This window comes from Bacteroides sp. MSB163, assembly GCF_036416795.1.
Taxonomy (GTDB): Bacteria; Bacteroidota; Bacteroidia; order Bacteroidales; family Bacteroidaceae; genus Bacteroides; species Bacteroides maternus.
Window position 1 is genome coordinate 4,076,631 of record NZ_CP143867.1, and the last position, 26,362, is coordinate 4,102,992.

16 protein-coding genes are annotated in these 26,362 nt (G+C 41.2%); 5 read left to right on the forward strand and 11 right to left on the reverse strand.

Going from position 1 to position 26,362, the window contains the following annotated elements; translation table 11 throughout:
* Positions 1-35: 35 nt before the first annotated feature.
* On the reverse strand, positions 36-521 hold the full coding sequence (locus VYM24_RS15525) for a hypothetical protein (RefSeq protein WP_044271757.1): 486 nt from the start codon (positions 519-521) through the stop codon (positions 36-38).
* Positions 522-1,256: 735 nt separating this feature from the next.
* On the opposite strand from VYM24_RS15525, the gene VYM24_RS15530 reads away from it, so the two are divergent.
* The 3 genes from VYM24_RS15530 to VYM24_RS15540 all read left to right on the forward strand — a co-directional run bounded on the left by VYM24_RS15530 (position 1,257) and on the right by VYM24_RS15540 (position 5,458).
* Positions 1,257-2,603: an ATP-binding protein gene (locus VYM24_RS15530; RefSeq protein WP_330940357.1), complete on the forward strand. Its 1,347-nt coding sequence runs from the start codon at positions 1,257-1,259 to the stop codon at positions 2,601-2,603.
* 522 nt (positions 2,604-3,125) lie between these two features.
* Entirely contained in the window at positions 3,126-3,884 is a 759-nt protein-coding gene (locus tag VYM24_RS15535; protein WP_330940358.1) for a hypothetical protein, read from the forward strand.
* A gap of 233 nt (positions 3,885-4,117) precedes the next feature.
* Positions 4,118-5,458, forward strand: coding sequence for an ATP-binding protein (locus tag VYM24_RS15540; RefSeq protein WP_330940359.1), 1,341 nt, complete (start codon positions 4,118-4,120; stop codon positions 5,456-5,458).
* Between the two features lie 120 nt (positions 5,459-5,578).
* On the opposite strand, the gene VYM24_RS15545 is transcribed toward VYM24_RS15540, so the two are convergent.
* Positions 5,579-7,672, reverse strand: coding sequence for a BT4734/BF3469 family protein (locus tag VYM24_RS15545; protein ID WP_117723639.1), 2,094 nt, complete (start codon positions 7,670-7,672; stop codon positions 5,579-5,581).
* Positions 7,673-8,117: 445 nt separating this feature from the next.
* On the opposite strand from VYM24_RS15545, the gene VYM24_RS15550 reads away from it, so the two are divergent.
* A complete protein-coding gene (locus VYM24_RS15550; RefSeq protein ID WP_025835850.1) occupies positions 8,118-8,741 on the forward strand; it encodes an HU family DNA-binding protein in 624 nt (207 codons plus the stop codon).
* A gap of 134 nt (positions 8,742-8,875) precedes the next feature.
* Here VYM24_RS15550 and VYM24_RS15555 read toward each other — a convergent pair whose 3' ends face one another.
* Complete coding sequence (locus VYM24_RS15555; protein WP_330940360.1) at positions 8,876-9,724, reverse strand: hypothetical protein; 849 nt, start codon at positions 9,722-9,724, stop codon at positions 8,876-8,878.
* Positions 9,725-9,965: 241 nt separating this feature from the next.
* Here VYM24_RS15555 and VYM24_RS15560 point away from each other — a divergent pair, with 241 nt between their 5' ends.
* Positions 9,966-10,301, forward strand: a complete 336-nt coding sequence (locus tag VYM24_RS15560; protein WP_330940361.1) for a hypothetical protein — start codon at positions 9,966-9,968, stop codon at positions 10,299-10,301.
* A 123-nt stretch (positions 10,302-10,424) separates the two neighbouring features.
* On the opposite strand, the gene VYM24_RS15565 is transcribed toward VYM24_RS15560, so the two are convergent.
* The 8 genes from VYM24_RS15565 to VYM24_RS15600 form a co-directional block, all read right to left on the reverse strand.
* On the reverse strand, positions 10,425-11,855 hold the full coding sequence (locus VYM24_RS15565; protein WP_291548627.1) for a glycosyl hydrolase family 28 protein: 1,431 nt from the start codon (positions 11,853-11,855) through the stop codon (positions 10,425-10,427).
* 72 nt (positions 11,856-11,927) lie between these two features.
* Positions 11,928-14,441, reverse strand: a complete 2,514-nt coding sequence (locus VYM24_RS15570) for an alpha-L-arabinofuranosidase C-terminal domain-containing protein (protein WP_117723642.1) — start codon at positions 14,439-14,441, stop codon at positions 11,928-11,930.
* Between the two features lie 201 nt (positions 14,442-14,642).
* Positions 14,643-16,670: a RagB/SusD family nutrient uptake outer membrane protein gene (locus VYM24_RS15575; protein ID WP_330940362.1), complete on the reverse strand. Its 2,028-nt coding sequence runs from the start codon at positions 16,668-16,670 to the stop codon at positions 14,643-14,645.
* A 24-nt stretch (positions 16,671-16,694) separates the two neighbouring features.
* On the reverse strand, positions 16,695-19,988 hold the full coding sequence (locus tag VYM24_RS15580; protein WP_330940363.1) for a SusC/RagA family TonB-linked outer membrane protein: 3,294 nt from the start codon (positions 19,986-19,988) through the stop codon (positions 16,695-16,697).
* Between the two features lie 35 nt (positions 19,989-20,023).
* Positions 20,024-21,274 (reverse strand): DUF4959 domain-containing protein, encoded by a 1,251-nt coding sequence (locus tag VYM24_RS15585; RefSeq protein ID WP_299089581.1) that lies wholly within the window; start codon positions 21,272-21,274, stop codon positions 20,024-20,026.
* A 41-nt stretch (positions 21,275-21,315) separates the two neighbouring features.
* The gene (locus tag VYM24_RS15590; protein WP_291548637.1) at positions 21,316-21,831 is read right to left on the reverse strand and encodes a sigma-70 family RNA polymerase sigma factor; all 516 of its coding nucleotides are present in this window, start codon (positions 21,829-21,831) and stop codon (positions 21,316-21,318) included.
* A gap of 219 nt (positions 21,832-22,050) precedes the next feature.
* Positions 22,051-24,813, reverse strand: coding sequence for a two-component regulator propeller domain-containing protein (locus VYM24_RS15595; RefSeq protein WP_330940364.1), 2,763 nt, complete (start codon positions 24,811-24,813; stop codon positions 22,051-22,053).
* Between the two features lie 156 nt (positions 24,814-24,969).
* Positions 24,970-26,355, reverse strand: coding sequence for an alginate lyase family protein (locus VYM24_RS15600; protein ID WP_117723647.1), 1,386 nt, complete (start codon positions 26,353-26,355; stop codon positions 24,970-24,972).
* Positions 26,356-26,362: the final 7 nt, after the last annotated feature.

The following is a 26,362-nucleotide window of genomic DNA, read 5'->3' on the forward strand; positions in this document are numbered from 1 at the left end:
GATGAAAAGGATTGTAAAAACGGGGTATATATTGGTTAGATGAGAGATTTGTTCTTTTTCGTGATAAACAAGTGACAGAGAAAATGCCAGACTCCTCCTTTCTCAAGCATCATGTTCTCATAATCTTTCATTATTTTCTTATATAACGCGAGAATTTCATTGGTATAATTCATCATCTTTTCAAAATTCTCTTCCAACTCAGCTTCCCGTTGGGTATGATGATAATTGATTTCTAATAAATCGTCGTTGATTTTTTCTAAGCGTGCTTTCTCTTGATAAAGCCAACTCAAATGATCTTTTCGCACTCTCTCCATAATGGCATCGTCAGGACAAGACTTTAGTGAGTTAAATTCAAGGGCCTTATCAAGCTCGTCAGTATCTACTAACGGATTCTCGTCTTCGTAAGGTTCTGTGCCTATAGAAGAGCATGTCAGATAACGTAACCTAATCCATTCCCGGATTTGCTCCTTCGGTATGCCGTATTTCTCAGCTACTGACTTTGTAGATAACCAATTAGCCATATAGTGTTTGATTATAAGTTTAAAATCAATCCCTATACGGCTATAATGGCTTTATTATAAAGGTACGGGACATTACTCTATCCCTAAGGTCAGGTATGTAGCGCACCCTTAACGCAGGAAGAGTAAGCCCGTACCAATAACTGATACAGGCTACGCTCATCCGGTCGTTAGATACAAATCGCTACATTTTAACCTAACCGAAGGAGGACATGATATATGTTAAAATATCATCATGTCAAATAGTTCAGTTGCAAAGATACGTCTTTTTTCACATTTAACAACGAAATCATGGATTTGTTTCTCCATTTTGCGTAACTTTTCTGTTTAGTAGCACTTAAAAAAATAACTTGGTACATAAGCAAGTGCAGCGAGTAAGCGCATAAATGGTAATTTAATGAAGAATTTGGCTGCGCTATGCAAGCATGCCGCAAGGTAATTCTTCATTCTTCATTCTTAGTTCTTCATTTCGATAAATTATCATTTATGCACCAACTTATTTTTTAAGCGTTACTTTGTCTTTTGAGTTTTGCTTTGATTTAAGTCTTGAATAGGCTTGTTTTGCAATAGCCATTTCGCTCTGCCTGATGGCAAAAAGTGACAGGTGTTTTTTTGTTTTCTTGGAAAAGTGGCATAAAAAGTGTCTCTTTGCCTTGGATAAGTGGCGTAATTATGGTAGTTTTGTCTTGGAAAAACGGAAATAGGTGTTTTCGTCGTTTAGGGTAAACTGTAGAAGCCATGCTGAAAAGAAAGATTGACCATTACATTAAGCGTTATTATGAGATCACTCGTAATGCTTTGCTTGTTACCGGTGCGCGCCAAATCGGTAAAACTTATTCTATCCGGGAATTTGGAAAGTCGTTCAAGAGTTTTGTCGAGATAAACTTCATAGATAATCCTGAAGCTGTAGAAGTCTTTAGAGGTGCAAAGGGGAGTGCGGATATACTGTTTCGTTTGTCGGCTATGACTACAATTCCACTGATTAAAGGTGAAACACTCATATTTTTCGATGAGGTACAGAAGTGTCCTGAGATGGTTACAGCCATCAAATTCTTAGTAGATGAGGGTTCGTATCGTTATATTTTGAGTGGGTCACTGCTTGGCGTAGAGCTGAAGGATTTGCGTTCGGAACCTGTGGGATATATGGGAATCAAAGATATGTATCCCCTCGATTTCGAGGAGTTTATTTCGTGTGTGGGCATTAATGATAAGATAATCGACTCTCTGCGTAATGCTTGGGAAAGTCGCGTGGCGGTGGATGAATTTGTCCACTCTAAAATCATGGAATTGTTCCGCTTGTATCTGGTTGTGGGCGGTATGCCTGCTGCCGTGAGCAAATATATCGAGAGTAATAATTTGCAAGCAGTAATGGCTGTGCAGCAGGATATCATTCGTTTGTATAAGCGTGACATTGCTCAATATGATCCTGATAACAAACTTTATATAGAAGAGATTTTTAATCTCATTCCGCCTGAACTCGATGCCAAGAATAAACGGTTTATCTTGAAAAAACTCAACGAGAATGCCAAGTTTGAACGTTATCAGAACAGTTTTCTTTGGTTGAAAAATGCGGGGGTTGCATTATCTGTTTATAATGTGGAAGAACCTAAGATACCCTTATTGCTTGCTCGCTCACGCAATCTGTTCAAACTTTTTCAGAACGATATAGGCTTGCTCGCCGCTCAATATGCCGAAGGCATTCAATTACGAATTATCAGGGGTGAGAAGAATATTAATTTTGGTTCCGTATACGAGAATGCGGTTGCTCAAGAATTGGTGGCGCATGGCATAGAACCCTATTATTATAACAATAAGAAGCGAGGCGAATTAGACTTTGTCATCGAACTTGACGGTAAAGTATTACCCATCGAGGTGAAGTCGGGAAAAGATTATGAGGTGCATCGTGCTCTGTCTAATATCATGGATTGTAAAGAGTATGATCTTTCCGAGGCTGTAGTCTTCTGTAATGATAACCTACGAGTGGAGGGCAAATTAGTGTATGCTCCCATTTACATGGTGATGTTCCTAGAAAAGAGTAATGTGGCGCCAACTTATTACAAGGTCGATTTGTCGATGTTACAGTAATCCTCCAGCGTCACTACGCCGTTGTAGTGTTTCTGTTTTCGCCTATTGTCTCTGCTTCTTCCGAATTCCACGGAGGGATAAATGCGCATCATCTTTGGAATGTATCAACTATATTCCTTGAAAGTTTGAAGTATACTTAAAACTTTTCTTTATCTTTATAGAAGTTTGAAGTATACTTAAAACTTTTAGCGTATGGAATTTCCTAAGGCACTGATTAAAAGAAATGGCTATATGGAAAGAATGAAGCCATTCATGAGGAAAAATATTGCCAAAGTCCATAAGGACTCAGCAAGGTCATAAAAGAAGGACTAATATTTAATGAATACATATATAGCATTATGAATATATGAAAGATGAAGCAATAAAACATATAATTAGCAGGTGTAATCTAAATGAAATAGTTGATATACTGTCCGATAAATTGAGTGGTTCAGAGTTAAACTCTTTGCTATTAGAGGTGTTTGACAGGCGTACCACAAAAGAAACACCATCTTCCTTATTGAGTAAATACAGTAAAACAAATTGACTAAACCTGCACAATTAGATTTTCTGGAATTTAAAGAGGAAGAATTGGAATGCTGTAAAATAATTGCGAATAATAACTATGAATTAATTGAGTTATCCCCTGTTGCTCAATTAGGTACAAGTAGTGTAATGGCAACAGTAAATCAAAAAAAAGTTCTTACAGCACTAAGAAACACGGAAGTTCAGTCCGACCCAACAAATGCAATAGCTTTGCATTATGCTTCATTAAAGAAAAGTAATGAACTGTCTGAGAAAACATATAATTTTGGTAATGTATCAAGAGTTATAAGAACTCAGGTTTTCTCAAACCCAAATTTTACGCCTCATTTTCCTCTTTTGTGCCTAATCTCGTGCGGTATGGATACGGGTAGTTTTGAATTTGAAAGAACTGAATTGCATAAACATTTAGCCATAACACAGAAGGTCTGCAAAGAAGTCTTTGGGTTTGAAAATATATTTTTTGAAATTATACCCTGCAAAGGATATGATGAAAAAAGTCAATTGGTATCAGATACCTTTTTTTATACTAAAAATAGCGGTTTGGATATTCGTATTGCCAAATCAGATTCACATAATAATTATTACTACGGCATTAGAATTAAAGCTAAGATTATTATTGATGGGGTAGAACATGAAATAGGTGATGGAGGATTACTTAACTGGACTCAAAACTTATTGGCAAATAAAAAAGAACGTATGCTCACAATGGGGATAGGGATACAATTATTGCACTTATTTAAGAAACAAAAATGTTGAAATCTAAAGTCATATACGAAAGCGAAATAAACGAACATGTTAAGGTTATATACACCTATAAAGATACTTATCAATAATTATTAGGGGTGTAGTTGCAAATTTGATAAGTCTTGCTTTGGTTTTAGTACAGGAAAATAAGATTTTTGCTTTGGTTTTAGTCTGAAAAATGCATCTTTTTGCTTTGGTTTTAGTATTTATATCTTATCTTTGTGCTGATTATTAATAATTTATATATGTTTCAGAGATTAGCACTTAAAGCCCTTCGTCAATGGGCAGAAAAAGAAGGACGTAAGCCTCTGGTGCTTAGAGGGGCAAGACAAGTGGGAAAGACTACATTGGTCAAGATATTTGCAGAAGAGTTTGATGTATTCATCTATTTGAATCTGGAAGAGAAGGTAAATGCCGACCTGTTTACTATGGACGTTTCCTTTGAAGATTTACTGGGGGGTATTTATGTTAAAGCTGGTATTAAGATGGAGAATCAACGGACCCTGATTTTCATAGATGAAATACAGAATGTTCCGGATGCGGTAAAGGTTCTTCGTTACTTTTATGAGAAACGTCCTGATCTCTATGTGATAGCTGCCGGATCATTGTTGGAAAGTCTCGTAGGTAACCATATTTCTTTTCCGGTAGGTCGTGTAGAATATATGGCGTTACATCCATGTACGTTTACTGAATTTCTGGGAGCATTGGGAGAGAATATTCTGGTGGAGCAAATAGAACAGTTGGAAGTGCCGCAGTCAGTACATAGTTATGTGATGGATTTATTTAAAAAGTATATGATTGTGGGAGGGCTTCCTGAAGCTGTGGCGAATTATGCCAAACGGAAAGGCTGGGTGGGTTTGAATGAGATATTTAATTCTTTATTGTCCGGCTACAAAGATGATATTGAAAAGTATGCACAACGTCCTAAAGAGCAAGATATCCTTCGCTATATTTTGAATTATGGCTGGGGATTGGCCGGGCAACGCTTCCAGTTCTCCAAATTCTGTAGTTCTTCCTATAAGTCGGCAGAAATGGGTAATGCGTTCAGAACTTTGGAGAAAACTTTTTTGTTGGAACTGGTCTATCCATTGATTTCCACTTCATTTCCTATTCTTCCGGATTTGAAAAGAAGTCCAAAATTGTTGTGGTTGGACACTGGATTGGTTAATTATGTAGCTGGAATGCAGGAGAGTTTGTTGTTCACTTCTGATACAGATGAATTATGGAATGGGCATATTGCTGAACAGGTAGTAGGACAGGAATTGTTGGGGGCTTCTTTTGCCTTTGGAGGCAAACGCATGTTTTGGGTTCGCGATGCCCGTAATTCACAAGCGGAGGTGGACTTTGTATATAAATATAAATCACATTTGATACCTGTTGAGGTGAAGACGGGGGATAATTCTAAGCTGCGTTCTTTGCATCAGTATATGGATGAGTCCCAAGAGGACATTGCTTTGCGTCTATGGAACGGACCCTTGACTTCCGATTTGATACGTTTGCCTTCCGGCAAACAATACACATTATATAATGTGCCATTTTACTATGCCGGACAACTGGAAACCTTTTTCAATAATAAGTTTGCATAGTTTGTCAGCACTTCAGCACAACTCTATTTAATCTATTGAAACAGAAACGGTTGCCGTATGACGGCAACCGTTGTGATAAGTGACGGCAAACCGTTTATCGTTACACTGAAAAATAAATTATTATAACTTTTCTACCCGGTATACAATGCCTTTGCAAGTTCGCTTATATTCCAGGTTATTCTTCCGTAATATCCTTCCGAAGTGATTTACATTGCTTGCTGTCAGCTTAATATCCCTATTCTTACTCCGTAGATGTTCCAGTATTTGCATGGGAGACAAGTATTCGCCTTCTTCTCCCTCTTCCGGTGAACGAAAATAACAATGGAATAGCTGCTCAACCGGGCTCATTTGCTCGAATTCCCGGTTCGTTTCACGCAAAATAGCCTCATCGGCATCATCAAACCAATAACGTTCGCCCTTTACGATGGCTTCCATCGCCTGTGCATAGAGTTGGCGGTAGTTGATGGTTACGTTGGTATCAATCGGTGCGGTCACTTCTATGCAGATGAAACGGCGGCTGCCGCTCGGATCGGTCAGCAAGTCTTTCTGATTGCTTGTCCCGATGAACGAGGCATAGCGCCGCATTTCCTGTATGCTGCTGCCATACGGTTTGCGCAGGTTGGCAACGGGCTTTTGCAATAAATGCTTCAGAAAGCCCTGCTGATTGATGCTGACCTGGTCGAATTCATCGATGTTGATCAGCATAAAGCGCCCCAGATACAGTTCCGCATCCCGTTTGCTCTTGAAGTCCAGGCTGTCGGTGTAGCCGAAACGGAGTTCGGGTGGAAGGATGATGCGGCAATAGGTCGATTTCCGAAAACCCTGCGCACCCACCAATAGGGGAGATGTACTGTTGGAATGCAACTTATCGAGCCCCCTCCAATGCGCCACCATATTCAGAAACCAGCGGTAGAAAAGTTCCCTCCAATGAGGATTGTTGCAGGGTACAAGGTCGGCCAGCGCGCGGATACGGTCTTTTCCGTCCCAGCGGCCCAGATTGCAGAGGTAGTCTTCCACCGGATTATAAAGCGGTACTCGATTGGAGGATAAATACCTGTTCACATCCCTGTCCCACACACGGATACCTTCTTGCAGGGCATCCATTGCCACGCTGTTTTTTACACGCTGGTCAACGGGCTGGAAATAAAAATGAATGGAGTCCCGTTGCCGGTATTCCAGGTCGCTCGTCAAAGCATTGAAACGGAATTCGTACCTGCGTTCCATAAATTCATTTAGTCGGAAAGCAGTATCTTGTTCCGGTGTCAGCGATTTTCTTTTGCCAAATCCTTTGCATTCCTGATAGAGGTTGTGGACAGTTGTCCGCACGGTTGGTTCGTCCGCCTGCTTGAAATAATGTATCATGACTTGGCGTACAGTCTCTTCCTCCGGTATGCCTGCCTTGAAACAGTGTTCTGCCAGGCACACCAGCAGTTGCTGCAAGTCGTCGCCCCGTTTCCATTCTTCCATTTCATTCAGTGCTTTGCTGAGGGTTGTTTCAAACAATAATGTGAAGGTCTGCGAGGTTTCGTAACCCGGTTTCAGTCTTGACAATGGGTTCTTTTCCGTCAGTTGGCGTTGCCGGAAAGTTTCTTCGCCGGGCATACCGAAGGGCTGCTCAAGGCAGAAAGGAATGGCTTGCCGGTTGAAGTAGGGATATGCATCAAGCGTCATGCGGCAGCTTTGCGTCATAGAAGGCTCTCGCAGCGTGATGGGAAACGGTAATATGGGCTGGTAGCATTGCACTGCCATGCGGTAGGCGTGTGCGTGAAAAGACTCCATGTTTTCTTCTTTCACCGGCAAATTTCCGTCCGGCAGGGCGAATTTCACCCAGATTTTCACACTCCGTCCACTGCTTCCGGCAAAAGCCGCCCAAGTTTGCGGTAACAAAGCCGCCTGCCGTTTCACCAGTTCCACTTCGGACAATCCGGCCAAATGGTTTACTTCCAACATCACTACGCCGTTGTAGTGTTTCAGTTTTCGCCCGTTGTCTCTGCTTCTTCCGAATTCCACGGAGGGATAAATGCGCGGCAACTTGTCGATGTGTTCATAGTATCCTCCGCTGTCAGGATTCGTGTAAAGGAGCATGGAGCGCAATCTTGTGACGTGTTCCTCTTTGGTTTCTGTTTTTATCCGGTCTATCCATGCGTCAGCTTCGCAGGTGCTGAGGGTTTCTTTTCCACTCTCCCGGTCTTCTCTGATAAGAGTTATTTTCATCCGTATATGTGTTTTGAAATAATTGAGCAATAAGGGTTATTCCTTAGCGACTGCAAGGTACGCATAATATGCGCTGAAAGCAAATTATAAATGCCTTTTATGATTCTATTTATCCTTAAAGACTGTCGTCCTAAATGCATGAGAAAAATTAACGAATACTTAAGGGAAAACTTGCTTTTGCCTTATTGATTTCGTATCTTTGCTTACTCTAAAACTTCGTCCTGCAATTGCGGGCCCGATGGTTTCGATATGGGAACCAAGCATCCTGCAACTGCCCACCGGACAGCCCGCAATTGCAGGACGAAGTTTTGGAGTAAGCATAAGAACATTTATCCTAAGCCAAAAGCACAAAAACGACAGACTATCTGCACATTTCTCTGCCTTGTTTTGGCTTTCAATCACTTAAGAAGAACAGTATTAACCCTTTAAACAGAAACAAAAAACAATGGCAGCACAGTATGACTTCCAAAGAAGACCTAACCCGAAGGGTGACGGTGAATTACAACCCTTGTATCCACGTATCGTGAATAAAGGTACGATTGACACAGAGCGTTTGGTTAGTGACATTTCCCGAATGTCCAGTTTCAGCCCCGGTGACATCCATGGTTTGTTGGCGGCAATAGAGGACCGGGTATCGTATTATTTATCCGAAGGACACCACGTTCAGTTGGGCGACATGGGATATTTTTCGGCAGGCCTGCAAGGCCGTCCGGTGATGGATCCGAAAGAAATCCACGCGCAGACTATCTTTTTCGGCAAAGTACATTTCCGTGTATCACCCGATTTCCGCAAGCGGTGTGCCGGTTCTGTGGAGCGTGCCAAATATGGTTTCCGTAAGAGTGCGGAGCTTGGCGGTGCCGAGCGTTACCGCCGTTTACTGGTGTTTTTGGAGACGCATCCCTTCATTACACGCAAAGATTACAGCAGTATCACGGGACTTTTGAAGAATAAAGCACTGGATGACCTCAATTTGCTTGTGGAAAAGGGATATTTGAGCACAATCGGGCGTGGTTCGCATAAAGTGTATGTACGTGCTGAACCACAGGAGGTTAAATCGGAAAATCCGTAAATATATCGAAAAAACCAGTGCTGATAAACAGTTTGTCAGCACTGGTTGCAACGGTTGCCAGCACAAGGCAACTGTTTGTTTTATTGTATATTAGCTGTCTTAGTGCTGGAGTGCTGACAACTATCGGAAAACTTTCATTGTGTAGAAATTCCTCTTGTTCGTTTTTTTTGGGGTGACACACTTATTGTCCACCGTTCGGTTTTCCGGATTTTATTGCGTACGGTGAGTACTTCCCATTGCGGAACTTTTTTCAAAATTTCACAGATGTGTTCTATATAGAGATTTTTACGTTCTTCCATGATACTGTCCGGACGAATTATGTGAACTTCTATACTATCGATGCTGCCGTCCGCTTTGGGCAGTACTGCGCATGATATTACCACTTTTGTATTTGCCAGTTCCGGAAAATAATCTCTATTGAACTGTGTCTTAATTAAATCCATAGCATCTTTTATAGATGTTCCCTTTTTTATAGAATTCCGGTAACTGGTTTTAGAAATGATTCTGCCTTGTTCCACCTGGTAGTCCGTTTCATTTTCATATTCCCTGTTAAAGCCCATGTGTACATAATAGATCTGTTCACCGGACACAACCTTCAACTCTCCACTGAACCAAGAGGCTACTATCCGGCCTCGTTTGTCCTGATACTGATCGAAGATGCCATTTAAATCAACGGTAACTTCCGACACTGTGTCGGGATAGGCGAAAAGGCTTTTGCTGTCTTCTATTTTTTTCAGAATCAGTTTATCCTCTTCTATTTGCCATGTGGCTTGGTATCCTCTCCAGCAGGCTGTACAAAAGTCCTCTTGGGAGAGACGTTCACTCACCTGTTTGCTTAAGATTGAATCGTGCTCTATCGGGCACGTTTGCAACATCAAGGTGTCTTTTCCGATAATGATGAGATCGGGTATCTGTCCGGTTGCTTGGGCTGAAAGGAGGCAACAGAAGCACAGGAGGTGGAGGAGGAAAAGCTTTCGTGTCATAGTAGAAAAAGTTATATCTGCAAAAATAATTGTTTTTGTGTATAAGAAGGGAGTTTTATATAAGAAATTAGTTCTCATCCCCTTGGCTTGGTGAGAGAATAGTTTCCGTTTCATCTATAAAAACTTCCTGTTGGTCGATTTTCTTGTTGATGGGATTAAACTGTTTCATGCGAAAAGAGTCATAGATGCATATTTGGTGAATTCAATGAAAATATAACTCACTTTTAAATGCATTAAAATTATGAAGAAGCAAATTTTAAGTTTGGCCCTTGCCCTGTTTCTGGGAACGGCTGTAGGTATGGCACAGGAAAACAGAGGCGAACGTCCTGATCCGTCAAAACGTATCGAACAGATGGTGACGGAATTGGGACTGAATGAAACTCAGGCTAAAGTATTTAAGGCGGTAATGGAGGAAATGAGACCAAACAGAGATGCTTCGGGCGAAAGACCTTCACGTGAAGAAATGGAGAAAAAACGTAATGAGGCAGATGCGAAACTCAAAAAGATTCTGACGGACGAACAGTATAAAAAGTATCAGAGCATGAGGCCTCAGAGAGGACAGAGGAGAGGGAAATAATCTTCTATAAGGAAGATATGTCAAACGTAGTGAAGGATCTACTCACCTGAATGCACGGAGAGGAGATCCTTCGACTACGCTTAGGATGACAGTATCGATAAGCTTATTGTTTTTTTCAAACGGTTATTTACTGAATGTAACCTCTTCTGTATGTTCGCCTACAAAGATGCGTGCCATATCTCCGGTCTTATACCATTTGGGTTTATCGGGCATGTCATCATAAATCACTTCACCGTTTATTTGCAAGTTTTCAAAACGAATGTTTTTCACTTTCCGTTCTTTGTCATAACCGATAATCATGGAAACTTCTGCATTCTCTCCCGTGTAGGAGATGTCCTTGAACAATACATTCTCAATACCTCTGCCCGGTGCTTTGCAATATTTCTCATTGTAGAAGATACGCAGATTAACTAATTGTCCCTGTCTGAAATCTTCTATCCGGATATTCTCGAAACGCACATTGCGGATCAGATTATTATCGCCTGCATTGATGGCGAGGCAACCTTGATAATCCAATTGCTTCTCTTTATGGTCCAGAATGTCGATATTGATATAGTTCAGGTTTTCCAGAATCTCAGGGTTTTCAACGTCTCCGTGAATACCGATAAAGATGGGGTGCGCTACATCCGCCCAAAGGGTAGAGTTTTGCATGGTGATATTTTTGCAACCGCCGGTAAATCCCAGACGAGTTCCGTAGACGGTGGTGCAATCGTCGGAGTTACGGCAAAATACGCCGTCGAACAATACATTGTTGCTGGCAAATACATTCATGCCGTCACCCCATCCGTAAGAACTGATGGATTTTACGTTGCGTATCGTTATGCTGTCCGATCCTCCTGTGGGGCATTGGGTAGTGATAACTCCTTCTACTAATACATTTTTGGAATTGACGATACGTAGCCCTGCCCAGCGTTCGGGAATAACGATCCCTCTTCCCAGAATCTTCACATTCTGAGCATTTACCACCTGGATGCATCCTTTTACGAGAGCTCCTCCCGCTATATAAACCGTCTTTCCGGACGGAACATTCAGTGTGTCTCCGGGAAAAGTGTGTATGCCCGGACCGAAGTAAATCAGATTCTTATCCTTCAGTTTTTTGGGTTTCTTCTCATCTATCGGATTGGCAAAAAGATGAAGATTATGGAAAATATCTCCGTTTACTTCTACCGACAAGTTGCGCGGGCAGTCCAGTTTGAAGGTCATTGTATTACCCTCTATCGAAGGGGCTATTCCGTAAGATAGTGGGCGGATACGACCCGCTTGGATTGTTCCGTGATTGAACGTTACCGATACTTCTACTTCGCCTGAGAAGTCGAAATAGCTCATGGAGGCATTTTCTACATTATGCTGGGTTTTCCGTACCTCATCTACTTTGATAAGGTAAGTGTCAATGGATTTCCAGTCTTTTCCCGCTTCTCTCACTTTGACGGTGAAGTCGTTCATCAGTTCGGCACCTTTTGGTGCCGGATAGGTGACTAACTGGTTTTGCGCGGTTGCACTTTGGATTGCACCTAACAGAATACTTGTGATGAATATGAACTTTCTCAATCTCATATAATGATATTATATTATTTTAGATGAATACGAATAATAGAAAGAATTCACTCACTCTAATGCTCACTTATTTTATTGCTTTTGGGGGATTCTTATCACTGTAAATGAATAAGCGGGCATTTCATAATAGAATTTTCCACCAGCTTTTATGCTTCCTGAAGCCGGACATACGGATTTATCTTCCGGTTGACCGCTCAGAATGGTTATTTGCGCTTGTATGTCCATTCCTGTTAATGAGGGTAGTGCTACTTGCGCCTTAGTACTGACAGGCAACATATTTACCAATTTCATGATAATGTCACCTTGCTCTTTGTTACGAACTACCGATACTCCTATGCGCTTCCGCACCGCATTCTGATCATTATTTAATGCCACGGTGGATGTTAAATACTCATTACCCGTATTTTGTCCGTACATCTGCTGTACATAGTAACTGGCAGAAGGTTTAATTTCTGTATTATTAAAGTAAATCAAGTCGGTGTTCCATTGCGTACGGCCCTCTTTGGCTAATAAAGGGGCATAAGAAGTCATTGTCACTATATCTGCATTGCGTTCTATGGATGTGAGGTATAATGCCTCGGCCAATGCTGTTTCCAGGTTAGGACCTCCTTTAAGGTGTGCAGCGTATTCCCCCAGATAAACTTGCGGCTTATTGCGGTCATAGTAGTCGTAATAATTCTGATGATTGATAAACCATCCCGGAGATTTATAATAATGTTCGTCGACCATTGGGACACCTAATTGGGTGGCCAGTGCCCAACCTTCTTCATAATCTGTGCCTTCACTGAATGGTCCGGTGGTTCCTATTACAGTGATTTCGGGATACTTCTCTTTTATGGCTTTGTAAATCATAGTGAAGCGTTCTTCAAAAACATCCGTTATCATATCCTCATTGCCAATGCCGATGAATTTCATATTGAAAGGTTTCGGATGTCCTGACTGTGCACGTATTTTACCCCATTTAGTCTTTTTCGCATCGCCGTTGGCATACTCTATCAGGTCGAGAATGTCTTGGATATATGCTCCCATTTCTTCCATAGGGATACCACCTTGTTGTCCTGCGCAGCTGATTTCATCTTTGGAATGATGGCTGCGCTGACCGGAGTTTTGACAAGGAACACCGGCTGCAACTACCGGTAATGGTTCAGCATTTATATCTTCGCAGAACTGGAAAAATTCGTAATACCCCAGACCACGTGTCTGATGATATCTCCATATATTAGGCATCGGTTTGCGGGTTTCCAAAGCACCGATAGAGCCTTTCCAATCATAAATATTATCTATTCCGTCGCCATGCGCCAGACAACCACCGGGGAAACGGACAAAACGTGGATGGATATCAGCAATGGCTTGTGCAAGGTCGGCACGCAGTCCGTTTTTTCTACCTTTAAAGGTTTTCTGTGGAAATAAGGAAATCATGTCCAAACCATATTTCCCGATATTCTGGGGAACAATAGCCAAAACTGCATCGGTGGCATTGGCTGTTGCTGTCAGCACTATATTCTGTTTCTTCCACTTATCGGAAGTAACAGACAAAGTGGCTTGTGCAATTTCTTTGCCGTCTTTACTGTTTAAACAAATCTTGATTTTTCCTCCTTTTTCACTTAAGGTTTTCGTAAACATGGAGAAATAGTATTTCTCTCCTTTCTTTACTACGATTCCATCGAAACCGGCATTTATCAATGCAGCTCCCGGTTGTTGTATGTCTAATATGGCATAGTGAGGATTATTTGGGTGGATGGGATGAGCTTCACTTATAGAGAATGAAGCGTTGTTGCCGGTTATGCTCCATGCGTATGTACTGTTCCAATCTTTATTCTTATTGCCATCTTTCGGTGAATATTCGAAATCGCGGTTTTGGATTAATTCGGCATAGAGTCCACCATCAGCTGCATAGTTGAGGTCTTCAAAAAAGACACCTATCAGACGATTACTGATTGTTTTTGTTTGTTCCATGTTCACCCGAATATCAGCTATAACCGGAGGTAATCCGGCGAAACGGACAGCATCCTGTTTCATTAGTTCTCCATCTTCGATATTACAGAAGTTTTTATGTTCTCCATAGCGGATCAACTGTTCCAGCTCTTTATACGGGAGCTTCTGCATATAACTTTCCAGAGTGTCTTTTCCTAAAATGATTTGTTTTTTTATTCCTGCCGATGCGAGGGAAGTATATGCTGCATATGTTGCCTTATCTGTATCGTCTGCCATGAAATAGGTTTGCCTGCTCCATTGCGTTAGGTCGGTAGAAGTTACGTAAGCAAAGGCTTTCCCTGTTTTACTCAACTGCCAGACTGCATGCCACATTCCATCCTGCCCTTTTATGATTCGGGGAGCTATCATCATTTTGGTATTTCCAAAATCACTGCGCACGTATCTGTAGCCATTGGCTACGCTAAACCATTGTTCGCCATCAGGACTCCAGGCAAATCTCATACCACTACGTCCGTCATCATGTGTTGTCGTATAAGGGACTATATAAACAGAATCCGGTGCGTTATTTATTTTATCAGTGGCAGCGAGTGCCGGCTGACTGCATATTATTGAGCCTATAATTACTATAGTTGATAAAAGAAGTATTTTCATGTTATTTCCTAAATTTGAAGGTGCTTCGCTTTATACCTATTGAAGGTTAATCTTTTACAGAAAATTCCTTAAAAGGCTGTTTTTTAAAATTTCTATGCCAGATATAGATGGTAATATTTTAAATAGGTAAGGTCCGTTTTCCCTTAATGAAAAATTACGGACCTTACTTAGTATAACCTGTATTGCTGTGTTTCTGCTAAATTACCATCCCGGATTTTGCTTCAGCTGAGGATTCAGACGAATCTGTACCTGTGGAATAGGTTGCAGATAATCGCGTTGGCTGAAATTCAGATTTCCTGCTAAGGTAGCAATAGAGCGTCCGTAGTCGGGATCATTCGGACCGGTTCCTTCGTAAATGCCATATAGCAAGGGATATTTCTCCGGATAGTAACAAGGTTCACCGAAGTAGTTGGCATCATTGGCCTTTTCTGTTTCGTAGGCTGTTCCCAAGATGCGGTGACCTAACTTTTGACCTGTAAGATTGATGTGGGCAATCCCCCAACGTTTCAAATCATCCAAGCGGAAACCTTCTCCGAAGAGTTCACATGCTCTTTCGCGGCGGATTTCATCCAGCATGTTCATTTTCTTACAGATTGTTTTACCAGTTGCGTGATCGAACCATCCGGCATCCCAAACATTGGCAATCAAAGCATTTGTCAAAGGAGCAACACGTGCACGTTCCCGGTTTTTGTTGATAGAGAAGTTCAGGTCTTCATCGGAGATTGAACCGTTGCCCAATTCACAAGTTGCTTCTGCATAAATCAAGTGTACTTCTGCCAGACGGATCAGCGGAAAATCTGCGGATTCACTATTGGACACAGATCGGCCTGCACCTTCAATTAAGAATTTACGGCTACCGTAGGAACTGGCTGTACTGTTATTGCGGAGAGTAGGTTTGAATACTCCGCAAGAGCTTTTGTAGGCAGGATCATTGGCATTGTATACATCGTTGTTTTGTGGGAATACAGGATCGGGATATGGTTTTCCTGCTGCTGTAAGTTGTCTGCCATCTTCAGTGCGGCTGCTCCAGAAAGTACGGTCGGGTATTGACATGGCGCAACCTACAAAACGGTAGTCACGGTTCCGGAATTCACCCACAAATGTATCATATCCTTCAAACTGTGGATTATCTTGTGCATCTGACATATTGCCTGTATAACTGATACGGATAGGTAATCCGTTGCGACACAAGAAGCTTTCACCAAATGAAGTGCTGATGTTCGAACCTTGCCAGGTGGCAACCGTATGTGATAAGTTGATGCCGCCCTGACCTAAATTGTAATCATACTTTTTGTATAAGATAAATTCTTTATTTGTTTTCTTTCCTGCGTTTTTGAAGTTTGGGATATTTTCTGCTCCGTCATCAATATTGAACAGGTAGAAATAACTCAAAGAATCACATTCGTTCCAAAGTTTGAAAGTTCCGGTTTCGGCTTCGGTGATAACTTCGCCCGAAAGCTTTTTTGCTTCAGTCAGCATCTTTTCGATAGAGTAATATCCTTCCGGTTTAGCTGTACCGGCACCTGATTCATTACCGTTTCCATCCAGATCGTAGTTGAGGGTAGGAACGTATTTTTCCCATGTAGCTTCGTAAAGCAGTACTCTCGCTAAAAATGCTTTGGCAGCTTCTTTACTGACTTTTCCTTTAGAAGAAGCAGGGATATCTGTTTCTTTGGGCAATAAAGGAATGGCTGTTTCCAAGTCGGAAATGATAAAATTAGCTACCTCATAGCGGCTCTTACGCGGACCGTATATTACTCCGTCATTAACGTCCAGTACATGGTCTACGATGGGTACACCACCGAAAAGTCTTAGAAGGTAGAAGTGTTGCCATGCACGGAAGAAGTAGGCTGTTCCTATGGGCTGGGCTATAGCGTCTTTGTCACCGAACTCTTCTGCTTTTTGCAATAGGATGTTGCAAGTGCGGATATGCCCGTAAGGCTTGTCCCATTGCCAGTTGCTTTCCGGTGCCGAACCACCGCCATTACTGCCTAATCCTGAAATATCAAGGTTACGGTCCATGACGTCATAATTGGCTTTATTATCGTAATTTTTCCATCCCTCCATGTTATACAGGGCATTAGCTGCCTGTACAAAATGTTCCGGAGTTTTGAAGACGATTGCTTCTGTTCCTTGCGACAATGGCTCTTTTTCAAGAAAGTCGCTACATGCAGACAGTGACAAAGTCAATGCTGAGGCTAAGAATATTTTGTTTATTATGGTTTTCATACTCATATTTTTTAGAAAGTTATATTAGAATGTAAGATCCACACCGAATGTTATCAGGCGGCTGAATGGGAATGTATTGTTACCACCTTCTCCATGCTCAGGGTCATAACCGTCTTTGATTTTCGTCCATTCCCACAAATCGTCACCAGAGAAACAAAATCTGAGTTTACTAAGTCCTGCTTTAGCAATCCATTGTTTGGGGAGCGAATAACCTATTACCAATGATTTCAGGCGGATGTATCTGTTGTTCTGTACACTGATATCCTTGTTCTCATAGTTGAATCGGTTGAAACCATTATCGCGTGACAGGATGGTGTACTGTGCATCCGGATTTTCCTGAGTCCAGGTTTTACCCATAAACGTACTGTTCTGCATGGTATAGTTTGTCACAAATGGTGCATAGATACTTCCGGTTCTTAAAGTGACCTGTTTACCAATTCCCTGGAAAAAAGCGGAGAAATCTATGCCTTTCCATTCCAGTCCTGCCTTTATGCTGAATGCTAAACGGGGAGCTGCATCTCCTGCATAATAAAGGTCTTCTGTAGTAATGGCACCGTCACCATTGAGGTCAACGAGTTTGCGAGCACCCGGACGAAGGCGGTTGAGACCAGTTTCTCCCGGTGCAGGAAGAATATTGTTCGGCTTAACTCCTCCGTTTGCTGTATAATAATACATTTCATAGAAAGCGTCCACTTCCTCCTGAGTCTGGAAGATACCGTCTGTCTGATAGACATAAATGGCATTTATAGGCTTGTTTATCAGTCGGCTTGTATTCTTACCCGGATTAGGAACATTTTCATTATTGGTTAATTCGAGTACCTTAGACCAAGCATCAGAAAGTGAAGCTCCTATGTTATATCTTACTTGTCCCACTTGGTCGTTCCAATTAAGAGCAAGTTCCCAACCTTTGGCGCGGAGTTTACCATTATTGGTTTTCGGAGCACCGGCACCCAAAACAGAGGGATAATCTACACCGATGAACATACCGTTATTAGTCTTGATAAAGTAGTCGAACGAACCTCTCAAACGATTATTCAGGAAAGCGAAATCCAATCCGAAGTTGTGGCTGTCAATTGTTTCCCAGGTACGTTGGTCAGATCTCATACCGTCAATCCACAAAGATGTATGATGTGAAGGATCTTCTCCGAAAAGAGTGCCTCCAGTCTTGATTGCCGAATAACGTTCGTAGTTGCCGATTCCTTCTACACTACCGGTTTTACCATAGTTGTAACGCACTTTTAAATCACTCAGCCAAGAATAATCTTTGAGGAAATTTTCTTGTGAAATTCTCCAGAAGCCGGAAATTGAATAGAAGTTTTTCCAACGTTGTTGCTTGGATAACTTAGAAGAACCATCACGGCGACCTAATACTTCGATTGAGTATTTGTTATCGTAAATATAGTTTGCACGTCCTAAATAGGAAACGAATCCCCAGGAACTCTGTCCGCCATAAGCTTCATTATTGGTACCGCTGATCCATACATCGAGGTCGGTAAGGTCGGACCCTGAATAAAGAGGACCCATGTTGCGTTTTCCACCTATCTTTTTAGAAGTTTCTTGCTCTGCGGTCATACCAATCATGGCAGATACGGTATGGACATTGGCAAAGGTACGTTCATAATTGGCAAAAGCGCCCAAAGTAACATTTTCCCATTTTTCAATATTCTCATTCAATGAGCCGGGACCTTGTTTATTACCGGTAGCTGTGCCTACCCAGTCATAATAATACACAGGATTTTTGACTTCCTGAATGCTTCTTTCCACCAGTTTATAATTACCGGAAGCTGAAAGAGAAAAGCCTTTCACCCATTTTGAGAAGTCGTACGTAGCTTTCATGTTGCCACGGAAAGTTGTTAATGAATTTTTCTTCTGTCCCCCCTGAATAAGGCCACCTACCGGGTTACGGTTACCGCTAAATGTATCATATGCGTCCCCATTCTGATTATAAATAGCCCAGAACCAAGGATCCATCCAGCCTGCTCCTACGTCAGTGGTCGGGGTAGTGATATCGCGCTTGTCATAAGACATGCTTGTCTCAAATTTCAGGAAGTCAGTAGCATTATAATCTACATTCAGACGTGCACCGTACTTTTTGTCTCCATCTTCTGCTACTTTCAGTTGTGAGTTGTTTTCAGAGTAACTTAAAGATGCGCGATAACTGAATCTGTCATCAGCCCCTGCGATACTTACCGAGTGCTTTTGTGAGGTAGCCTGACCATACAAATAGTCTTGCATATATACGTTGGGATCCCAGCGCTCTACTTTAGTGCCATTTTGAAGTGTGAGGACATTTCCGTTTCTAAGGGCATTGAACAATTTTTCTCCCTTATAAATAGTGGGCTGCCCTGTTGCCGGATCAATATCTGTCTCGTCCAATGTGGGACCACCAAAAGAGTTGAAAATCCACCAGTTGATATTCTTATGAATTTCCTCCGGAGTAGTCAGACTTGGATTATTGGCAACTGTATCGTAGTACTGTGCCTCATAGAACATGTCTAACCACTCACGATTGGTGGTAAGGGGCATCTGAATACCATTGATAGTTCTGCTGACAGAACCGTTATAAGAAATTTGCGCTTTGCCTTTCTTACCACGTTTGGTAGTCACCAATACAACACCCGAAGCTGAGCGTGCACCATAAATAGCTGCCGAAGCATCCTTCAATACAGAAATATTTTCGATGTCACTTGCATCCATTGAGTTCAATTCATCCATTGAACCGGACATGCCATCAATGATAATCAATGGTGAAGAGTTACCGTTGATGGAGATGTCACCACGAATTTTCATGGCTGCTCCTTCGCTACCCGGACGAGAAGAACTACGGGTAATGGTTAATCCCGGAATCTCACCTTGCAAGGCTACCGTAGCATTGGCAATACCTTTATTGGCGAAAGCTTCATCACCTTTAATCTGGCTGATAGCGGAAGTCAGAGATGCTTTCTTTTGTGCACCATAACCAGTGACTACAACTTCATCCAATAGTTCTGAATCTTCCTGCAATTGGACATTAATCGTAGTTTTTCCTGCAATGGGAATTTCCTGGGTTTTGTAACCTACAAAGGAAATAACCAGTGTACCTTTCGCGTTATTCAGGACAAAATTGCCATCTATATCGGTAATAACACCGTTCGTCGTACCTTTTATTGTTACATTCGCACCAATAACGGGTTCACCGGTATTATCTATCACTTTACCGCGTATGGTTTGTCCGTCTTGTTGTATTTCCTGTGTCACTTGTACTGCTGCATTGACATTATATACAGGAGATAATGTTGTCAGGCATAAAGCAGCCGCAAATATAAATTTCTTTCTCATGATATAAACATATTTATATTTTAGTATTGGATTTATTATTCGGCACCATATACATTGATTTCGGAAACCATTGCCTGAGCGCCTGTACCTTTATGTTCTGTTCCGAAATACACTTTTATGTACCTGGCAACCGGATTCGAATTTATACGGTATACTTGTGGATCATCAATACCCGGGTCGAAAGTAAAGGCACCGTGGTTGGTCCATGCCCAACTGTCTGGATTGTCTTTGTTCGCTGCATCTTCGTCAGAACATGTATAGAAGATCTGACCTTTCTGCCCTCTAGCATCACCTTGACGTCGTATCAGTTCAATGCTGCTGATAGTAACGTTCTTACCCATATCGACAATAAACCAGTGGGGATAATTGCTGGCTTGTTTCCAGGAAGCGTGCCAATAGGTTTCTAAATTGTCATCAAGCATTGCAATGACACGTCCTGCCGGTGATTTGCCGCCGCCTTCTCCGATTGTTTCCTGTGAGCTATACCCGATAGTACCGGCGTTTGAACTGTCATTATAACCCGGGAATGACCAGTTAGCCTTGGATATTTTCACTACAGCTATTGGAGTAATTTTAAATTCTATCGGTTCAGATGCATTTTCATCTGTGTCTTCGGTAGTTACATTTATAATACACTCTTCGCCGGATAAGAAATCATCTTTTCCGTAGGAAAGCTGAACAAACTGCTTGCTTTCGCTATTTCCGTTTATTTGGAATTTGAATGTACCTGCTTTTTTAGAATCACTTGCCGCATAATAATTGAGGACAATGTAAACCGGAGTATTATAGATGTTTTTCCAATTTACATATATCCCTCCAAGGTCAGGAGTTAAAGTAATAGTTTTAGCTACGTCTACAAATGCCGGTGTTTGGGGTGACGCAGATACTTCGACTGCTCCTTCATTGTTGCCCCTTACAGAACAAGAAAATAGAGAGAAAGAAACCGCATTGGTATTGCCAAAACCACTGATAGTGGTTTGTGCAATTCCACTATCATTCGCTTTCTCCTTAGAAATGAGTTTATACTTTTTTACTCCTTTCGTATTTGTGTATTCAATTTTGGTGTACATGAAACTTTCATCGGTGGGATTAGTCCAAGTCAGATATACTTCACCGGGACCGGATTCTGTAGTTACATTTGTTACTTTGGCTGGTGCCTTGTCATTGAGCTTTATTCGTCCTTCTCCATCGTCGTTGCATGAGTTGAAAATGACAGACAGAGAACACAAAATCACCGTAGAGAAGAAGGTTCTCTTGAACGGGAACTTTAGCAAATCTTTCTTCATAAACTATAAATTTAAAATTAACACTATTGTTATAAATCTAATTAGATACATTGTCTGATGAAATCACGTACTACCTTACGGCTGACAAACAGATGGTTTTCGACCGTACGAGGAGATATACTGAGTTCAGTAGAAATTTCGGAAATGGATTTTTCTTCGAAGCGATTCATGGTATAAATCTTTCTGCGTTGGTCGGAGAGCATCCTTAATTTATGTTTCTCTAAGAGAGAAAGTTCTTTTGCAATAATGAGACTTTCCGTCTCGTTTGTATAGGTTATAGCATGATCATATATATATGAGGTGATTTCCTGCTTCTTATAATAACGGCGCAGATAGTCGTTCAGCAAATTACGGGCAATGGTGAAAATGAAATATTTCACGGTATCGGGGCGAAGCATTTGTTTATAGTCCATAAGACGCAGAAATACATCTTGGGATAAATCCCTTGCTGTTTCCCAATTATTAATTCTATAATAAATATAAGAACATACTGATGGGTAGTATTCTTTATAAGAATCGGTAATGAGGCAGGGTGTTGTTGCTTTTAAGTCTTCCATGCTTTCGATTTTTGGTTTTACAATTTGCTGTTTATAGAACCTTTCTTTGTCAAGAAGTTCAATGCAAAAATAAGTAGTAAGAAACAGACTGAAAACGAAAAAAGGATGGAAGGTGTATCAAACTTATGAAAGATACTATTTATGTTTAATTTCCTTGATTATCAATAAAATAAAGCGGTATCACAAATAAGTGATACCGCCGGTAATATGGAGAATGGGTTATTCTTTATCGAATTGCTGGATATATTCGTTGGGGGTAGTACCTGTAAACTTCTTGAAAGCTCGGAAAAACGATGCTTTTGATTTAAAACCACATTTTTCAGCCAATGTGACCAAAGTATATTTTTTATGTTTGCCTTCGCTGACCGACTGCTTGAACTGCTCAACACGGTAGCTGTTGACAAAATCGTAATATCCCATTTTGAGATAATGGGTGAATATAGCGGAAAGGAGATAGGTGGGGTAACCGATAGCAACCGCCACTTCTGATTGTTTCAAGTCTACGTTCAGGTAAGCTTGTTGCTTCTGCATATATTTCTTTAGTGCATCAATTACTTCGCTGGCTTCTTTTTCACTTAGCTTCACATAGCTTTCCGTAGTTTGGATAGTAACTTTTTTCTCCGGTTGGGAATCTTCCGGTAATTTATCGGGGACGGTTGCGTTTACTGATACTGTTTTCTTGTTCTTGAAAACGAATAAAGAAACTATCACTATTATTATTATAATACCGGCATAAGCCATCCAAGAACGATTAGTTCTTATTTTAAATGAAACCTGATCTATTGAATCTGAGTCCAGAAACTTACGGATCTGGAAAACATACTCTCCGGCAGGCAGGTCAAAATAAGAAACTTTATCTTCGTTGGTCAGCACTGTCCACGTAGAATCTTTGCCTTGAAGCATGTACTCATACTTAATAAGTTCCGGTTTTTCGTATCCTAAAGAGGCGAATCGGAAAGTGATAGTATTTTCATTTGATTTTAAATACAAAGTAGAATCCGGCTTTAATTTATAATCGTCAGCATAGAAGTTACCATTGATCTGTATTTCTGTGATTTGTACGGGTGAGGGGATAAAGTTTGCCCGGGGATTTACCATGAACAACCCTTTCACGCCACATATCCATAACATACCATTTTTATCCTTTAAGATTGGTGGTCCGGCATTGGTATTCAAATCATTTATAGAAGGAAAAAATGTGTAGCGATTCAGGTTCTCATCAATTCGTAATAGTCCATCCCATTGCCCTAACCAATAAAATCCTTGGTCATCTTGTATAAAATTGGGGCAAAGAGGGGAGAGGTGATGAAAATGATTCAATGATTTATCAGCCACTAACAAGCGGTTGTTTAACTGGCAGAAGAAGAGTGTGCCGTCTCTCCCTTCATAAATGTATCGGATAGCTTCTTTACAATAGACCTCTGGCAACATATCCTGGCTACATTTTCCAGTCTGGCTATCAAATACTGCCAAACCTTTATCCGTGCCTACCCAAAAGCGCTTGGCTGAATCTAAATAGATACCATATACGATATTGCCTGGCATACCACTGTTTGATGCATTGTACTCCCGGACTGCTTGAGTTTGTCTGTCATATGAATAAAGACCGTCAGAAGTTGCTAACCATAATTTCCCGTTTTCATCTTCTAAAAACATGAAAATATCATTCGATACGCATGCACGAGTCAGGGGTGTTTCTTTAAAAGTAGCGGTTTGAGGAGTGAAGGCGGACAAACCACCTCCACAGGTTCCAACTAATATATCTCCTTCGTATTCATGAAAGGAAAATATCAGATTGGAGCGTAAATTTCCGGTTTTATCGCCTCGGACATCTATGTATTGTATTTTTCCGGTCGCTTCGTGTACGTAATAGAACCCTTCCCGCGTACCGATGAAGCTATACTCTCGAGTAGGAAGAAAACTACGTACTGCAATGTCTTTGGTTTTGAAGATTCCTTTGTCATAGCGTTTGAAAGACTCATTTTTCTTCCTCAATATATTCATACCCAGATAGTATCCTGTTCCACACCATATATCACCTTGAGACAGCAAGATGGAGGAAATGTTGTTGGATAAGAGATCCTGTTCTGTTTCTCTACCATAGGTAGCAGAATAAATGATTTTTCTTTCGTTTAAGGATAGTAGAAAAATTCCCTGTCCGCTGGTAGCAACTCCCAAAACATCTTTTTCATAGGTAAGATTTGAAATGGGTACTTTGATTTCATTCCAGTAAGGAGCAAAGTTCAGGTGAAGTAAATTGAAAGTTATAATGTTTCCCTTTTCTGTGCCTATATACAAAGTATCATCTACTTTCACAAGACATTTTAATTGTCCGCATGAAGATAGAGTACATCTATATTGTTTGAGTGAACCGGATTTGGCATCGCAAATAACAATTCCATTTGGAGTTAACAACCAAACAGAATTATGATTGTATATTGCAATATCCAAGATACGATTATTATCAGAAAGAATGTTTTTCTCATCAATAATAATGTGTCGGAGTTTTTTCCCATCGTAGATGTAGAGTCCATTTACTGTCCCTATATAGAGTCTGTTTTCCTCATCTTTTTCTAATGCTTGGACAGAAAAGTTTATTTCCTCAGTAAATACTCGTTCTAATATACGTTTTTCATGGTTCATGCGAAAAAGACCTTGGATAGTACCTGCCCAAAAATCATGTTTGTGATTTTCTATCAATGCGTTGACTAGAAAAGGAGAAGGAGTTATTCCTACTTGTTTTTCAGCGAAGGTATAAAGTGAAGTATATTTACCGTTTATGCGTTCAACTGTAGTACCCGTACCTACCCAGATAAAACCGTCGGAATCTTTATAAATGCAATTGACACGATTGTCTTCGAATTTGCAATTCGCTTCTTCGTTTCCTATTGAATAGATAATATAGTTATTGTCGGAAGCAAAGATATTAAATGCCCCGATAAAAAGTATTACGAGAATTAATATGTGTTTTCCTAAGGACATAAGCATTTTTTCTTTATACTATGCAAATTTAGGAAAAAATGTCGTCTTTTAGTATTACTCGAATGAAAATATAAAATGAGATTCTATAAGATGAGAGAATAAAGTATAACTTCTCTATTTCTTATAGAATCTCATTGGTACTGTTAACCTTTTCTTTTATTCGCGATACAGCATTAATGTTCCCCAACCCAATTGGTCGAACGCACCACTATTTGTGCCGTAACGGCTTCCACCATCCACACCACCTTCGGGACGCATTTTGTCGGCAGCCATCTTGGCGTACTTGTAGCCACTGCCCAACTTCTTCACTTTGGCGTAGTGATTGTAGAGAATTTCCCATCCCGGACGGAGGTTGCCACGACCGTTATCATCAGCTACGGCTGTATGTATAGTACCGTGATTCTTATCGGCGCAACTGCAATCAATGCAATATTCATAACGATTGAACGGCATCTGTTCTTTTGTTGTCAACCATGAACCGGCGGCATTCAACTGATCTGACCCGTTGCGTAGATTGAAGAGAGCTGTATACTCACCCATTTTCATTATTGCATTGTTTTTTGCGGCAAAGAAGTCGAGTTGAGTCACTGTTGGATTGCATTGGAAGAGGGTGTAGGCCATTTGACACAGATTAGCTGTTACAGCTATTGACATCATGGCGTGTCCCTGGTCGCGACCGCTCTCCTGGTTTTGGGCTATTTCTTCTCCACTTCCCAATGGATCGGTGAAAGTGCCTTGAATGAGTTTGCCGATGTAGCCGTTGCCTGCTCCATTGTAGAAGTAGTTCACTATATAATTTACCATTTCGTCGTCTTCATTCAGGATACCGATGGCAAGGTACGAACACATATTCACTAAATCCCAGTTAGACCAGTAGTGATCGCTGCAAGTACCTTGATGACGTTTCATGAAGTCCAGGTTTTTGGGAGCAAAAACATCTTTCATCCATTTCTTGAAGGCGGTCAAATCGTTGGCTGCCCAACCTGCATAAGTTTGCATGATTTCACCTGCATTTGCGAAAGTATAACCTTGTGCACCTGCGGCAAGCATGTGATTGGAATCGTTTGAGGTTACTTCCTTGCACACCTTTACCCAAGCATTCATTATTTTGATGGAAGCATCGGCATATTTCGTATCGCCTGTCAGCTTCCACAACAATGATAGTTGGTAGGCAGCGGCGGCATCGCGCATTGCATTGCTGTAGTTCTCATTCGTTCCCGTTCCTGTAGCATCACCACGTACTATCTTTTCGGTAGGCGTAGGAGTATAGGTAACATTTGTAAATTGGCTGCTCTTCAGCAGATTGAATTCATCCTTTACTGCCTGCGGTGCACTTCCGTTATCAAGCATCGTCTTCACACGTGTAAAGTCGGCCTCGTTGAACATGGCGCAAGGGTGAGTGTAGGTGTATTTGGCTACTACTTCTTCATAAGGCATCTCCCAACTGTCGATGTCTGTTGTTCCGTCCTCGATTTCACTGGAACAGGCTGTGAAGCCTGTTACCAGTGAGAGACCTAATGCGAATATCAAATTCTTTTTCATTGTGAGT